At 59.5% G+C, this 13,010-nt stretch carries 14 protein-coding genes; 9 read left to right on the top strand and 5 right to left on the bottom strand.

Annotated elements, in window-relative coordinates; all coding sequences use genetic code 11:
- Positions 1–122 precede the first annotated feature (122 nt).
- The gene (locus tag ACR0J4_RS02665; protein WP_170376721.1) at positions 123–803 is read left to right on the top strand and encodes a response regulator transcription factor; all 681 of its coding nucleotides are present in this window, start codon (positions 123–125) and stop codon (positions 801–803) included.
- Complete coding sequence (locus tag ACR0J4_RS02670; RefSeq protein ID WP_170642076.1) at positions 796–2,160, top strand: sensor histidine kinase; 1,365 nt, start codon at positions 796–798, stop codon at positions 2,158–2,160. Before ACR0J4_RS02665 ends, ACR0J4_RS02670 begins: the two co-directional genes overlap by 8 nt.
- Here the strand turns inward: ACR0J4_RS02670 and ACR0J4_RS02675 are convergent.
- Genes ACR0J4_RS02675 through ACR0J4_RS02685 form a run of 3 tightly spaced genes read right to left on the bottom strand, consistent with a single transcriptional unit; the run spans position 2,157 to position 4,891 of the window.
- Positions 2,157–2,624, bottom strand: a complete 468-nt coding sequence (locus tag ACR0J4_RS02675) for a CYTH domain-containing protein (protein WP_170642077.1) — start codon at positions 2,622–2,624, stop codon at positions 2,157–2,159. The two genes, ACR0J4_RS02670 and ACR0J4_RS02675, sit on opposite strands and share 4 nt — an antisense overlap.
- Positions 2,621–3,376 (bottom strand): ParA family protein, encoded by a 756-nt coding sequence (locus tag ACR0J4_RS02680; RefSeq protein WP_170642079.1) that lies wholly within the window; start codon positions 3,374–3,376, stop codon positions 2,621–2,623. The genes ACR0J4_RS02675 and ACR0J4_RS02680 overlap by 4 nt, the downstream gene beginning before the upstream one ends.
- A gap of 3 nt (positions 3,377–3,379) precedes the next feature.
- On the bottom strand, positions 3,380–4,891 hold the full coding sequence (locus ACR0J4_RS02685; RefSeq protein ID WP_170642081.1) for a CHAD domain-containing protein: 1,512 nt from the start codon (positions 4,889–4,891) through the stop codon (positions 3,380–3,382).
- Positions 4,892–5,022: 131 nt separating this feature from the next.
- Here ACR0J4_RS02685 and ACR0J4_RS02690 point away from each other — a divergent pair, with 131 nt between their 5' ends.
- Positions 5,023–5,370 (top strand): TfoX/Sxy family protein, encoded by a 348-nt coding sequence (locus tag ACR0J4_RS02690; protein WP_170551246.1) that lies wholly within the window; start codon positions 5,023–5,025, stop codon positions 5,368–5,370.
- A gap of 56 nt (positions 5,371–5,426) precedes the next feature.
- On the opposite strand, the gene ndk is transcribed toward ACR0J4_RS02690, so the two are convergent.
- Positions 5,427–5,849, bottom strand: a complete 423-nt coding sequence (gene ndk / locus ACR0J4_RS02695) for a nucleoside-diphosphate kinase (RefSeq protein WP_170551250.1) — start codon at positions 5,847–5,849, stop codon at positions 5,427–5,429.
- A gap of 115 nt (positions 5,850–5,964) precedes the next feature.
- Complete coding sequence (locus ACR0J4_RS02700) at positions 5,965–7,167, bottom strand: multidrug effflux MFS transporter (RefSeq protein WP_170551253.1); 1,203 nt, start codon at positions 7,165–7,167, stop codon at positions 5,965–5,967.
- 108 nt (positions 7,168–7,275) lie between these two features.
- Between ACR0J4_RS02700 and ACR0J4_RS02705 the strand changes: the two genes are divergently transcribed.
- From ACR0J4_RS02705 to ACR0J4_RS02730, 6 genes are all read left to right on the top strand, one after another.
- On the top strand, positions 7,276–9,129 hold the full coding sequence (locus ACR0J4_RS02705; protein ID WP_170642083.1) for an ABC-F family ATP-binding cassette domain-containing protein: 1,854 nt from the start codon (positions 7,276–7,278) through the stop codon (positions 9,127–9,129).
- The gene (locus tag ACR0J4_RS02710; protein WP_170642085.1) at positions 9,126–9,746 is read left to right on the top strand and encodes a MarC family protein; all 621 of its coding nucleotides are present in this window, start codon (positions 9,126–9,128) and stop codon (positions 9,744–9,746) included. The genes ACR0J4_RS02705 and ACR0J4_RS02710 overlap by 4 nt, the downstream gene beginning before the upstream one ends.
- A gap of 39 nt (positions 9,747–9,785) precedes the next feature.
- Positions 9,786–10,367, top strand: coding sequence for a TIGR02281 family clan AA aspartic protease (locus ACR0J4_RS02715; RefSeq protein ID WP_170642087.1), 582 nt, complete (start codon positions 9,786–9,788; stop codon positions 10,365–10,367).
- A 48-nt stretch (positions 10,368–10,415) separates the two neighbouring features.
- Entirely contained in the window at positions 10,416–11,027 is a 612-nt protein-coding gene (locus ACR0J4_RS02720; RefSeq protein ID WP_170642089.1) for a hypothetical protein, read from the top strand.
- 60 nt (positions 11,028–11,087) lie between these two features.
- Positions 11,088–11,681: a YceI family protein gene (locus ACR0J4_RS02725; RefSeq protein ID WP_170642091.1), complete on the top strand. Its 594-nt coding sequence runs from the start codon at positions 11,088–11,090 to the stop codon at positions 11,679–11,681.
- 83 nt (positions 11,682–11,764) lie between these two features.
- Positions 11,765–12,985, top strand: a complete 1,221-nt coding sequence (locus ACR0J4_RS02730) for an MFS transporter (RefSeq protein ID WP_170642092.1) — start codon at positions 11,765–11,767, stop codon at positions 12,983–12,985.
- Positions 12,986–13,010: the final 25 nt, after the last annotated feature.

The raw sequence follows: 13,010 nt of genomic DNA on the forward strand, positions 1-13,010 counted from the left end.
GGTTTGTCCGCAATTCGCCGGGCGTGCCGGGTGCGCAAGGACGCACCCGGCTCGTGTTTTCCTCAGGCCATGTGCTTTGGCCATAAATTGTGTTTAAATTCGAATAAAAAGGAGCCTCCATCATGAGCAGACGCCTGCTGATCGTCGAAGATGACGCAGATACACGGGACTTCATCGCGAAAGGATTCAGCGAAGAAGGCTATGTGGTCGAGGTTGCCGCAGATGGCCGCGAAGGGTTGTATCACGCCACTGACGGAGGTTTTGATGCTATTGTTCTGGACAGGATGCTGCCCGGATTGGATGGCTTGTCCCTGATCAAATCCATGCGCGCTGCCGGGCTGAAAACGCCGGTTCTAATGCTGACCGCCATGAGCGCTGTTGATGAACGTGTCAAAGGGCTACGGTCGGGCGCGGATGATTATCTGGTCAAACCCTTCTCGTTCCAGGAACTTCATGCGCGAATCGAGGCGCTGCTGCGCCGCCCGCAGGACGCCGAAGAAACACCGACCCTTACCTGCAAAGACCTTGAGATGGATTTGCTGACCCGCAAGGTCACACGCGACGGGCACGAGATCTCGTTGACACCGCGCGAGTTCCAGATCCTTGAATTCTTCCTGCGTCGTAAGAACCGAGTTGTGTCGCGCACCATGCTGCTTGAGGGCGTTTGGGACTATCACTTCGACCCGAACACAAACGTAGTGGACGTCCACATCTCGAAACTGCGGCGTCAACTGGACGAAGGCGGAGATGTACCGCTGATTGAAACCGTCCGGGGCGCGGGTTACATGATGTCTGATGGATAACCTTCGGCTTTCGGTAAATAATTCCAGAACAAGACTTGTCGTCGCCAGCATGGTTCTCAGCACCATTCTGACGGCGACGGTGCTGGCTTTGGTCTATGTGACGGCCAATCGCAGCATCGAATCCGAAACACGCTCGGTCGTCTCGGCGGAACTGACCGGGCTTGCCGATGAATATGAGCGGCGCGGTCTTATTGGCCTCATCACCGCAATCGAGCGCCGCCTGCCCAGTGCCTCGGAACGCGACGCGCTTTATCTTTTGACCGACCGGTTCGGCAACAAACTGGCGGGCAATCTCAAACATTGGCCCGAGGACATCACGGCGGGCAGTGGCTGGGTCGATCTTGAGGTCCGCCGCGCCGACAATGACGAGCTGGTGCCCGTTTCTGCCGCCTCAATCCGCCTGCCCGGTGGCGAGCGCCTTATCGTTGGGCGTGATGCCGTTGCCCGTCAGCAATTTGACCGCGTCCTGCTGCGCTCGGTCGCGCTGGCGCTCGGGATTGCCCTGCTCCTCAGCCTGCTGACCGGATGGCTGTTCACCCGACTGGTGTTTTCGCGCCTGTCCGACATTGCCAGCACGGCGGAGAATATCGTTTCGGGTGATCTGTCCCGTCGGATGCCGATACGCGGCACCGGAGATGAATTCGATCAGGTCGCCGGGACCTTGAACACCATGCTCGACCGGATTGAAGAGCTGATCAGCAACCTGCGCACGACCTCGAACTCGATCGCGCATGACCTTCGCTCGCCCCTTTCCCGGTTGAAACAACGGGTTGAGGCGCTGTCCGACCCGGACAAAAGCGATCTGGATCGCGAGATCGACATCGCCCGGGCCACCACCGAGGTTGATCATGTCTTGCGTGTGCTCGGGCAACTGACCGAAATCTCACGCGCCGAGGCCGGGCTGGGGCGCGAACAGTTTGAGGATGTTGATCTGCACCAACTGGTTGCGGATGTCGTGGACCTTTATGAGCCGGTCGCGGCGGATCAGAATGTCCGACTTGAGGTGACAGGACAGGCCAAGCCCATTCAGGGCCACCGCCCTCTTCTGTCGCAAGCCTTGTCCAACCTGCTGGACAACGCGTTGCGCTATGCGCCAGAGGATTCGACCATCACCGTATCCCTTGCAGAGGACACCACCTGCACCCGCGTCAGCGTGCGCGATGAGGGACCCGGCGTTCCGGAACAGGACCTACCTCGCCTGCAACAACCTTTCGTAACGCTCGACCCTGCACGGACTGAGCGCAATGCCGGACTGGGCCTTGCCTTGGTGGCTGCAATCTCACGGATGCATGGTGGCGCGTTCGAGGCTCGCAACTGCGATCCCGGCCTCGAAACTACACTGAAACTGGCACGCTAACTCGGACGTCCCTTGATCGCCATGTTCTTGTTTTTGTAGCGCTTATCCTCGGTCACATCCGCACCGAACCACGCAGGCGGCGTGTAGCCTTTCGCATCTAGCTCCGAGGTGAATTCGACCTCAACCAGACACAGCGGTGCCAGATCGCCTTCGAACACATCCAATTCAAACACATGCCCATCCGGCAGCGTGCCTGTGTATCGCACCTTCTCAACCCGCCGCCCCTCGGTCTCGGGCCAGAAGGTTTCGAACTGATCGGCTGAGAGCTCAACCTCCCGCTCGATCCGGACCAGACCGCCCGCGCCTTTGAGGGTCAGGAAATAGCTGTCGTTCTTCTGCCGCAGACGCATCTCAACCGAGTCCTCACTGGCCGTCAGATAACCCTGCCGCACCACGGCCTTTTTGGTTCCAGCCAAATCGGGCAGCTCAGCGACCAGGAATTTGCGTTCGATTTCGATGCTCATTTGGATGCAATCACCCCGTTCTCCAATTCATCATAGAGCGCCTGATACGCCGCACCGGCCGCACTGCGTGCAGCATAAGTGCTGACCGGAGCGCGGTGCTGGCCCATTTTCTCGATATCCGCGGTAAAGGGAATCGAGGTCTGCAGAAACCGTTTGCGGTATAGCCCGCGCATCTTCTCCATTGTGTCCTGATGCAAAATCTTGCGCTTCTGCACCATCGAGAAGAACGCCCTCAGCTTTTTTTTCCGCAATTTGTGTTCTTCGAAAAAGCTAACCAGCTGATCGAATGTGCGTTCCGAAAGTGTCGTCGGGATCACCGGCACAACGATCTCATCAGCAGCGCGGAAGATGTTCTCGGACAGGGTCGAGAAGTTCGGCGGGCAATCCAGAATAATCACGTCATAATCGCTGCCTGCCGCGACCAGAGCCTTCTTCAAACGTGAGCGCTTGTTGCGCATCCGGGATAGGAACACGTCGAAGTCACGGAATGTCAGGTTAGCGGGCAACACATCCAGGCCTTCGAAGTCACTGGCCCGAATAGCCTTGGTAAACCGTTCAACATCCTCAAAAAAACGCGCGTCTGTCAGCTTTTTCGAAGGCTTGACCCGGAAATAAAACCCCGAGGCCCCCTGCGGATCCAGATCGCACAAAAGCACCTGCTGACCCGCCTGCGCGTAGGCATAGGCAAGGTTAACCGAGGTCGCGGTCTTCCCGACACCGCCCTTGTTACTGTAGCAGGCAATGATCTTCATTCCTCACTCCTTTGTGTGATGAAACAGGCTACGGAACAGATGCCGGATCTTTGGGCTGTCGAAATGCTGAAAGTTTGAGATCACACGCGCGCGCTCGGCCTTTTGGCGCTGATCCAGCACGGCGATCAACCCTCCTGCCGCCAAACCAAGCTGCGCGTCCACGCGGCCTTGGGCGGTGCTCTGGTCAGCAACAAACGCCAGTAGCGCCTCTTGCTGGACCGAGTAATCGTTGAACAGACCCAGGTTATCCTGCAACTTTTTCAGAGGCTTGAGGATCGTTTTGAAATCCTTCGCATTGAACAGAGGCCCGAAGAACTCCATCAGATAGCGCAGTTTCTTGCAGTCGATCCGCAGGTCGTGGACGGTTTGATCAGGCGTCTCTTCACTGATGCTGCGGGCGAGTTTGCAGGTCTTGCGATAGCGTTTCCATATCAGCGCGCAAGCATAACTATAGGCTCCGCGATCAGCGCTCGGCCCCGGCACCAGGGTTTCTGGACTTGAGAATTTCTGCGCCAGATCAGTCATCGCAGTTTCATAGGTCGCGCTGCGCAAATGGCGGGTCAGACGGGACAGTTCCTTGGTACGCTCTTGTTCGAACCGGTCGAACATAGTCATCACACCCGCATGAAGATTTTCCGGTACAAGTCTGAGATACATATCTTTTTCCAGAAGATATACATCCATATCCCGCAATCGCCCGGTTGGGGCCATAAGGTCCGAGAAGACGCGTTTCAATTCTGCCGTCTGCTGGTCTGAAAACACCCCATTGAACAAGCTCACGACCGAGCGGATGCGCCGCAAAGACACCCGGTAGTCATGCAGAAATTCGGTATCGACATCCGCCACTATGCCAGCTTCGTTCTGACGCGCGACGCCCAGAGAGGTTCGGATCAGGTCGGCCGCGACCTCCAAGGAAGGTTCTTGCGTGCCAAGCGCAATCTCCGGTTTGGCACGATAACGCGTCATGTCCGGAAACAATGCGTCGAACAAGTCGTCGACGCCGCCCGAAGTCATCCCCTCAAGACTCTCACAAGCCGCAGCAAAAGCGCGATCATAGCCGCGCAGTTGTTGCAGCCAGACAAGCGCTACCTGCCCGCGATCCGTGCGCAAGGTCAGGATATGCCCCCGAACTTGCGTCTTTTGCAGATCGTCGAGGATCGCGAACGTGCCGTCCTCAACCTCACCCGATCCAATCGGCGTCAAGGCACGCAGGATGGGAAAGCCGCTCAGCGCCGCCTTCACCGGCCCGTCAGGCAGGTTCTGAACGAATTCTCTCTTGCCCTTTGCCTGCTGCTCTGAGACCTGCCCCTGCATCGAGACCAGCCGCAGTCCCTCTTTGCTCTCAAGCAATACCCGGCCAGAGCTGCGCAGCGACTGTTCGTGACAATCAAGCAAAAGCACCGGCGCGGCGGTGCCCATCTGAATATCGACCGTGTGATTGGGCAAAGCGTGTTCTAGCGCGGCCTGATCAAGCCCGCCAGGGAGGATGAAGAATCCGTTTGTTCCCTGAGACACGTCTTACCCCTGCCCGATCCCTCTACACAAAGTCATGAGACCGTGAATCTCGCCCTGCATCAAGAACAAGATCAACCAAACCGGGGATTTGTGCGGGTGACAGGTCAAAACCGTCCGGCTAAAACCAAGGCATGTCTGATCCGGTCTCCTCCATCCGCAATCTCGGCCCCGCCTTCGAACAGGCCTGCACCCGCGCGGGCATCCATTCGGCGCAGGAGCTACGCGAACTGGGCGCCGATGCCGCCTATGCCAAGCTGTTGGCAGCAGGCACAAGACCGCATTTCATCGGCTACTATGTGCTGGTGATGGGGCTGCAGGGCCGCCCTTGGAACGACTGTAAAGGCGAGGAAAAAAAGACATTAAGACAACGGTTTGACACGATCAAGTCCGGCACCAAGGCGGCCCCGGAAAGCCAAATGGTCTCAGATTTGGATGCCATCGGAGTGCGGGTTGCAGCCCACGATCTGAAGCAGATCTGAAACGAAAAAGGCCGCCCCAATCAGGAGCGGCCCAATCTGTTCACCAAAGCGGCGGCTTAGCCGACCAGTTCGATGCCCGAGAAGAAATAGGCGATCTCAACCGCTGCTGTCTCAGGTGCGTCCGAACCGTGGACCGAGTTTTCGCCAACCGATTCCGCGAACTCGGCGCGGATGGTGCCGGCCGCTGCGTCTGCGGGGTTGGTTGCGCCCATGACTTCACGGTTCTTTGCAATGGCGCCTTCGCCTTCCAGAACCTGAACAACGACCGGAGCCGACGACATGAATTCGCACAGTTCGTCATAGAACGGACGCTCGGAGTGGACTTCGTAGAACTTGCCAGCTTGTTCTTTGGTCATGTGGATGCGCTTTTGCGCAACGATGCGCAGGCCAGCTTCTTCGAACTTGGCGTTGATTTTGCCAGTCAGGTTGCGGCGGGTTGCATCGGGTTTGATGATCGAGAATGTGCGTTCCAGTGCCATGTCGGCCTCTCCTTACAATGTGGCGCGGGGTGTGCGCCGAAATCCATCGCGCGCCGCCTAACATGGTCTGTGGCTCATGAAAAGTCTTATGATGCGTTGCCCCGCGCTTTGCGGTTCAGATTGTGTCAGGCAAAGGCTCTAGACGGTCGACACGGCGGACGTAGAGCACCGCTAGCAGGCCGATGAAACTGCTGCCGCTCATCATGCCCAGAACCAGATACGGGCCGTTTTCGGCGTTGACGAATGCTCCGGTGATAGAGGTCAGCGCAGCCCCCAACGCGACGATCATCGCGCCCGAAAGACCTGCGGCGCTGCCTGCCAGTTTCGGGCGCACCGACATGACGCCAGCCGACGCGTTGGCGTTGGTCAAGCCGTTGCCAAACCCTACGCAAATGGCCGAACCGAAGAATACCCAGACCGAGCCCATCTGGCCCAGAAACAAAAGCAACCCGAGCATAGGGCCGGTCGAGGCCACGATCCGTCCGATCAGGATCATCGTGGTCAGCCGGGTCCGTGCAGCAATGCGTCCTGTGATGAAATTGCCCACCATGAAGCCGCCGGTGATGATGCCAATGCCTAGGCCCAGCATCGCGGGGCTCAGATCGAACCACGCTGCAGCGACCAGCGGCGCGCCAGTGATAAAGCTGTAGAACCCCCCAATCGAAAACGCCGCGCAAAGGGCATAGCCCCAGAACCTGCGGGCGCGGAACAAGTGCGGGTATTCTCTCAGCTGTGCAGCGAAAGTTGAGGAGCGATTGATGTTGGTTTCGCCCATGTCGAACCAAAGCAAGGTCAACAGTCCCGCCCCCAACAGCGAATACAAAACGAAGCCTGCCCGCCACCCGAAAAGCATATCGAGCGCCCCGCCTAGCATCGGCCCGAGCATCGGCGCCAAGGCCATCGCCATAGCGACATAGCCAAGTTTGCTGGCGGCCTCATTCGGCGGGTATTGATCCCGGATCGACGCGCTGGACAAGACTGAGCCCGCTACTACAGCGGCTTGCAACAAGCGGAAGCCAAGGAATAGCCAGATCGACTCAGCGAGGGCGCAACCGATTGAAGCGCAAACAAAGATCGTCATGCAGATCAACAGGACAGGTCTGCGTCCGTAGCGATCCGACAGCGGCCCCATGATCAGCTGAAGTATGGCTGAAACCGCCAGATACCCCGCGACTGACAGATTCACGAGGCCATAGTCGACCGCGAAATCCTCACTCATATGCGCCAGCGAAGGTAGGAACATATTCAGCGAAAGAACCGACAGCGCCGTAGCAAAGATCAGCGTGATCAAAGTTGGAGGCGTCTGGGCGGCGCGCATGGTCAAAACCGTTTCAAATTGGCAAACGAGAAAGCGCTAACACATCGCTGGTCAGTTGAACATGCTTAGCCGCTGGCGGCGGCATCACGGCTCTGCTAAGAGCGCGTCATGCTACGGATCGAAGACATCACTTATGCCGTTGAGGGCCGTCCCCTTTTTGATGGGGCCAGCGCAACCATTCCAGATGGCCACAAGGTTGGTCTTGTGGGCCGCAATGGCACCGGGAAAACCACGCTGTTCCGCCTGATCCGGGGGGAGCTGGCACTGGAATCGGGCAATATCTCGATCCCGAAACGCGCGCGGATTGGCGGTGTGGCGCAAGAGGTGCCCTCGTCCGACGTGTCGCTGATCAATACCGTTCTGGCCGCCGATACCGAACGCGGCGCCCTGATGGCCGAAGCTGAGACCGCTGAGGACCCCGCCCGCATTGCCGAGATCCAGACCCGTCTGGCTGATATCGACGCCTGGTCGGCCGAGGCGCGCGCGGCCTCGATCCTCAAAGGTCTGGGATTTGATGACGACGACCAACTGCGCCCCTGCTCGGATTTCTCGGGCGGTTGGCGGATGCGCGTGGCGCTGGCTGCAGTGCTGTTCTCGCAGCCCGATCTGCTGCTACTGGACGAACCGACCAACTATCTCGACCTCGAAGGCGCGCTGTGGCTGGAGAGCTATCTGGCGAAGTATCCGCATACGGTCATCATCATCAGCCACGACCGCGGGCTGTTGAACCGGGCCGTCGGTTCGATCCTGCATCTGGAAGATCGCAAGCTCACCTATTACGCGGTTCCTTATGACAAGTTCGCCGAACGCCGTGCCGAACGTCTGGCGCAAGCGGAGTCCGAGAATGCCAAGGCCAAAGCCCGCATCGCGCATCTGCAAAGCTTTGTGGATCGCTTCCGCTACAAGGCGTCCAAAGCTGTTCAGGCCCAATCCCGCCTGAAGATGATTGAACGCATCCAGCTGGTCTCTACCCCGCAAGAGGCCGCTTTGCGCGCGTTTTCCTTCCCCGAGCCCGAGGAACTGTCGCCGCCCATCATTCAGATCGAAGGTGGTGTAACCGGCTATGGCGAGGTCGAGGTTCTGCGTCGCCTGAACCTGCGCATTGATCAGGACGACCGGATCGCGCTGCTAGGTAAGAACGGTCAGGGTAAATCGACCCTGTCCAAGCTGCTGTCCGATCGTCTGCCCCTGATGGCGGGCAAGATGAGCCGCAGCAACAAGCTACGCATCGGGTATTTCGCGCAGCATCAGGTGGATGAACTGTATGTGGACGAAACTCCGCTGGACCACCTGCGCCGTCTGCGCCCGGATGAGGCGCCGGGCAAATGGCGCGCGCGTCTTGCCGGGTTTGGCCTGAACGCCGATCAGGCCGAGACAGAGGTTGGGCGCTTGTCCGGTGGGCAAAAAGCCCGTCTGTCGCTGCTGCTCGCCACCATTGATGCGCCGCACATGCTGATCCTCGACGAGCCGACCAACCACCTCGATATCGAAAGCCGCGAGGCGCTGGTTGAGGCGCTGACCGCCTATTCCGGTGCGGTTGTGCTGGTCAGCCACGATATGCACCTGCTGTCGCTGGTAGCGGATCGATTGTGGCTGGTCTCGGACGGGACGGTCAAGCCGTTCGACGACGACCTTGAGGCCTATCGCACCATGCTGCTGGCGCGGGACAAGCCAGTCAAAACAAAGCCGCAGGCTGCAAAGCCCAAACGCCCGTCTCGCGAGGCGATGCTGGCCCTGCGCGCCGATCTGCGCAAATGCGAAGACCGGATCGAAAGGCTGACGGATATGCATGAGAAACTCTCGGCCAAGCTGGCGGATCCAGCGCTGTACGAGGATGACAGGATCAACGATCTTGAGACCTGGAACCGCAAATACGCCGAGGTCTCGGAAGCCATGCAAAAAGCCGAGGCCCTATGGGTGGCCGCAGCGGAACGCCTTGAACAAGCCGAGAATGCCGCATGATGGATCTGGCCTTTTTCATTACAGCCTTCACCACCTTGTTCGTGGTGATTGACCCGTTCGGCACCACGCCAATATTCGTGGCGCTGACGCAGGACATGGATGCGAAGACTCGGCGCAAGACCGCCTTTCGTAGCTGCCTGACCGCCGTCTTCATCCTGATCGCCTTTGCCGCTTTTGGCGAGGCACTGCTGGGCTTTGTCGGGATCTCGATGGCCGCCTTTCGCGTTGCAGGCGGAGCTTTGCTGTTCCTGACCGCGCTGGACATGCTGTTCGACCGCCGCACCAAACGCCGCGAAGACCGGGCGGAGGAAGAGGAACATCCTGACCCGTCTGTCTTCCCTCTGGCCATTCCGCTGATCGCGGGGCCGGGTTCGATCGCGACGATCATCCTGCTGGCCGGTCAGCATCCCGGCGTGCTGGGCATTGTCGAGGCTTGCATCGTAATGCTGGCGGTGATGTCTGTTGTCCTGATCTTCTTTCTGGCTGGCGGGTTGATCGGCCGTATTCTGGGAAAGACGGGGCTGAACGTCCTTACCCGGCTTCTGGGTATGTTGCTGGCGGCTTTGTCGGTTCAGTTCATTCTGGATGGCCTCAAGGCCTTTGGATTCGTGTCCTGACCCCCCATATACTGCTGTGTAGCGAGTAAGGATTTCGGCATGGACACCGACAATGTAATGCGTTTGGTCTACCTCAGCTTGCTGGGCACGGCTGTTGTGTTCTGGTTCCTGGCACAGAACCGCCAATCGCTGAACAAAACCCTGCAGCAGGTCATGGCCTGGGTGTTCATCTTTGTGGGCGTCGTGGCCGTGGTTGGCCTGTGGGAGGATATCCGTACAACGGTCGGCCCTGCTCCGCAGATGACGGTGACAGGTGAGTCGATCGAGGTGCCCCGCTCGGCGGACGGGCATTACTATCTGCCGGTTCAAGTGAACGGAGAGCCGATCACCTTTCTGGTCGATACCGGAGCCAGCCAAATTGTTCTCAGCGACAAAGACGCCAGGCGCGCGGGGATTGACCCGAACCAGCTGAACTACTTTGGCCGTGCCCTTACCGCCAATGGAGAGGTTCGGACCGCTCCGGTACGGCTGGACACGCTGACGGTGGGGCCAATCACAGATCAAAACGTCTCAGCCTGGATCAACGAAGGTGAGTTGCACAAGTCGCTTCTGGGCATGGACTACCTGCATCGTTTTTCGAACATCCAGTTCACCGACGGGCGTATGATCCTGTCCCGCTAGGCATGTGTAGCGCTTGAGAACAAAATGAGAACATGATATGAGTTGCTCATGTCTGTTCAGCTTCTTGGTCAAAAGCCTGCGCGCGCCGCGCCTGGGGTTACGCTACAGGATGGGATCACCCTGCAACTGGGGCGCGTGCATGAAGGCTGCGGCCCCGCGCGGCGTAGCTTTACCATGTGGCTAGCCGGTCAGATGCAAGGGCCTGTCCTATGGATTTCCCCTGCGTGGGAACCCGGCCAGTTGAACCCAGACGGGATGATGCCCTTTGCCGATCCCGCCCGGTTCATCTTTGTCCGCCCCACCCGCGCCGAGGACCTGCTGTGGTGCATGGAAGAAGCGCTGCGCAGCGGGGCCATCCCGCTGATCGTCGGGGATCTGCCCGGCGCGCCGGGGCTGACGCCCGTGCGTCGGATGCATCTGGCCGCCGAACAGGGCGGCTCTATGGGGCGGGCCCCGCTGGGCCTGCTGCTGACGCCCGGTGATGGAGGTGCGCAAGGGATCGAGACCCGCTGGCACATGGCCGCCACGCATCAGGGCGAGGCCCGCCGCTGGACCCTGACCCGCCGCCGCGCCCGTGCCTTGCCTCCGGTCAGCTGGACGGCCACGCAGATCAAACCGCGCGCCGGGCTGCAGCTTGACCAGATCGCTGCCGTGGACTGAGCGCACCTGATCACGCATTTTTTTGTTGGTCCAAGGGGCTACGCGCCCTAGCGTCCGGTCATGAGAGATTTGACTCGACGTGCCGTTCTTGCGGGGCTGGCGACCCTACCCTTCGCCCAAACGCTGCATGCAGCGCTCAGACCCTATGCGCTGTCGGATAGTGGCACGAAGGTTGGCTTTAGCTTCGATCTGTCCGGCGTTTCGCAAAACGGCACCATGCCGATCCGGACAGCGGATGTTCAAGTGGATACGACACGCCTGCAAAACAGCCGGGTGCAGGTGGCATTGGACGTGAGCAAAGCCAAGACCCGACTGCCCTTCGCGCGCGCGCCGATGCTCAGCCCCAGTGTTCTGGACGCCGAAAGCCATCCGACCATCACCTTCGTCTCAACCGGGATCGAGCTTGGGCAGGATGGGCGCATCTCGGGCGGAGCCCGTATCACCGGGGACCTGACAGTTCGGGGGGTGACGCGTCCGATCACGTTGCAAGCCAGCCTATACCGGCCGCCGGGCACAGCGGCGGGTGATCTGGACCGCCTGTCGATCAGCCTGCAGGGGGCGCTGAACCGGCACGACTTTGGCGCCTCGGGCTATCCTGATCTGGTGAATGACACCGTCACTTTGGACATTCGCGCCGAGATAAGCCGCCTTTGACCAAAGGCGAAAGTTCAAAAACGACTCCTTGACGTCGAATAGCTGCGCGCATTGTCTAAAAGCCTCGCCAAGGTGGACCCATCATGCGCACGATCATTTCCTTTGCCGCCCTATTCCTTTCTGTCATTCTGCTGCAACTGTCGACCGGCGGCGTTGGGCCGCTTGATGCCATTTCCGGCATCACGCTGAATTTCACGACCGAACAAATCGGTCTGCTAGGCTCGGCGCATTTCATCGGTTTCTTCGTCGGCTGCTGGTGGGCTCCGCGTCTGATGGGCAGCGTCGGGCATTCCCGCGCCTTTGCCGTCTGCACCGCGCTGGGCGCGATGGGCCTGATTGGCCATACCCTGACCGAGAACCCCTATGTCTGGGCTTTCCTGAGGATCGCGTCCGGCACTTGTGTCGCCGGGTGTTACACTGTGATCGAGGCCTGGCTGAACGCAAAAGTCACCAATGAGACCCGGGGGCGCGCCATGGGCACCTATCGCATCGCCGATATGGGTGCATCGCTGTGCGCGCAGTTGATCATCGCAGTGCTGCCGCCCGCCTCTTACGTCTCGTACAATCTGCTGGCGATCCTGTGCTGCGCCTCTTTGCTGCCGCTGACCCTGACACGCGCCAGCCAACCCGCAACCCCAGACGCGCCTCGCCTGCGCCCCAAACTGGCCTGGCGCAGCTCTCCTTTGGCGGTTGCCGGAGTCATCGTTGCAGCGCTCAGCTCTGCCTCTTTCCGCATGGTCGGCCCCGTCTACGGACAAGAGGTCGGGCTGGGCATTGATCAGATCGCCTTCTTCCTCGCCTCGTTTGTTCTGGGTGGCGCGATGGCGCAGTATCCGATGGGGTGGCTTGCGGACAAATACGACCGGCGCTGGGTATTGATCTGGCTGTCTGCCTCTGCGGTGCTGAGTTGTGGAATAACCATGATGGCCAGCAACACTGGGACGCTAGGGGTCATGCTGGCGGCATGGGTGTTCGGGTTCACCACCTTCCCGATCTTCTCGGTTTCCTCGGCTCATGCCAACGACTTTGCAACCACTGAACAACGGGTCGAGCTGTCTGCAGCGCTGATGTTCTGGTACGCGCTGGGCGCGATTGCCTCGCCCTACATCTCCTCCACTCTGATCGAGAAATTCGGCCCGGGTGCGCTGTTTGCCTTTGTCGCTGTTGGTCATTTGGGTCTGATCGCCTTCGGTCTGGCCCGGATGCGTTCTCGCCCCACCCCAGAGGAGCGAACGAACTATGTCTATGCCCCCAGAACATCCTTCACGATTGGGCGTTTGTTGAAACGCTCGCGCGAGGAATAGAGGCAGCGACGAGACACCCTTGGTG

This window comes from Ruegeria sp. B10, from assembly GCF_056539825.1.

Coding starts and splice junctions, on each gene's coding strand:
- ACR0J4_RS02725 (WP_170642091.1), top strand. CDS start 11,088: ATGAGAGATTTGACTCGACGTGCCGTTCTTGCGGGGCTGGCGACCCTA.
- ACR0J4_RS02715 (WP_170642087.1), top strand. CDS start 9,786: ATGGACACCGACAATGTAATGCGTTTGGTCTACCTCAGCTTGCTGGGC.
- ACR0J4_RS02700 (WP_170551253.1), bottom strand. CDS start 7,167: ATGCGCGCCGCCCAGACGCCTCCAACTTTGATCACGCTGATCTTTGCT.
- ACR0J4_RS02670 (WP_170642076.1), top strand. CDS start 796: ATGGATAACCTTCGGCTTTCGGTAAATAATTCCAGAACAAGACTTGTC.
- ACR0J4_RS02665 (WP_170376721.1), top strand. CDS start 123: ATGAGCAGACGCCTGCTGATCGTCGAAGATGACGCAGATACACGGGAC.
- ACR0J4_RS02720 (WP_170642089.1), top strand. CDS start 10,416: ATGTCTGTTCAGCTTCTTGGTCAAAAGCCTGCGCGCGCCGCGCCTGGG.
- ACR0J4_RS02690 (WP_170551246.1), top strand. CDS start 5,023: ATGTCTGATCCGGTCTCCTCCATCCGCAATCTCGGCCCCGCCTTCGAA.
- ndk (WP_170551250.1), bottom strand. CDS start 5,849: ATGGCACTGGAACGCACATTCTCGATCATCAAACCCGATGCAACCCGC.
- ACR0J4_RS02675 (WP_170642077.1), bottom strand. CDS start 2,624: ATGAGCATCGAAATCGAACGCAAATTCCTGGTCGCTGAGCTGCCCGAT.
- ACR0J4_RS02710 (WP_170642085.1), top strand. CDS start 9,126: ATGATGGATCTGGCCTTTTTCATTACAGCCTTCACCACCTTGTTCGTG.
- ACR0J4_RS02705 (WP_170642083.1), top strand. CDS start 7,276: ATGCTACGGATCGAAGACATCACTTATGCCGTTGAGGGCCGTCCCCTT.
- ACR0J4_RS02680 (WP_170642079.1), bottom strand. CDS start 3,376: ATGAAGATCATTGCCTGCTACAGTAACAAGGGCGGTGTCGGGAAGACC.
- ACR0J4_RS02730 (WP_170642092.1), top strand. CDS start 11,765: ATGCGCACGATCATTTCCTTTGCCGCCCTATTCCTTTCTGTCATTCTG.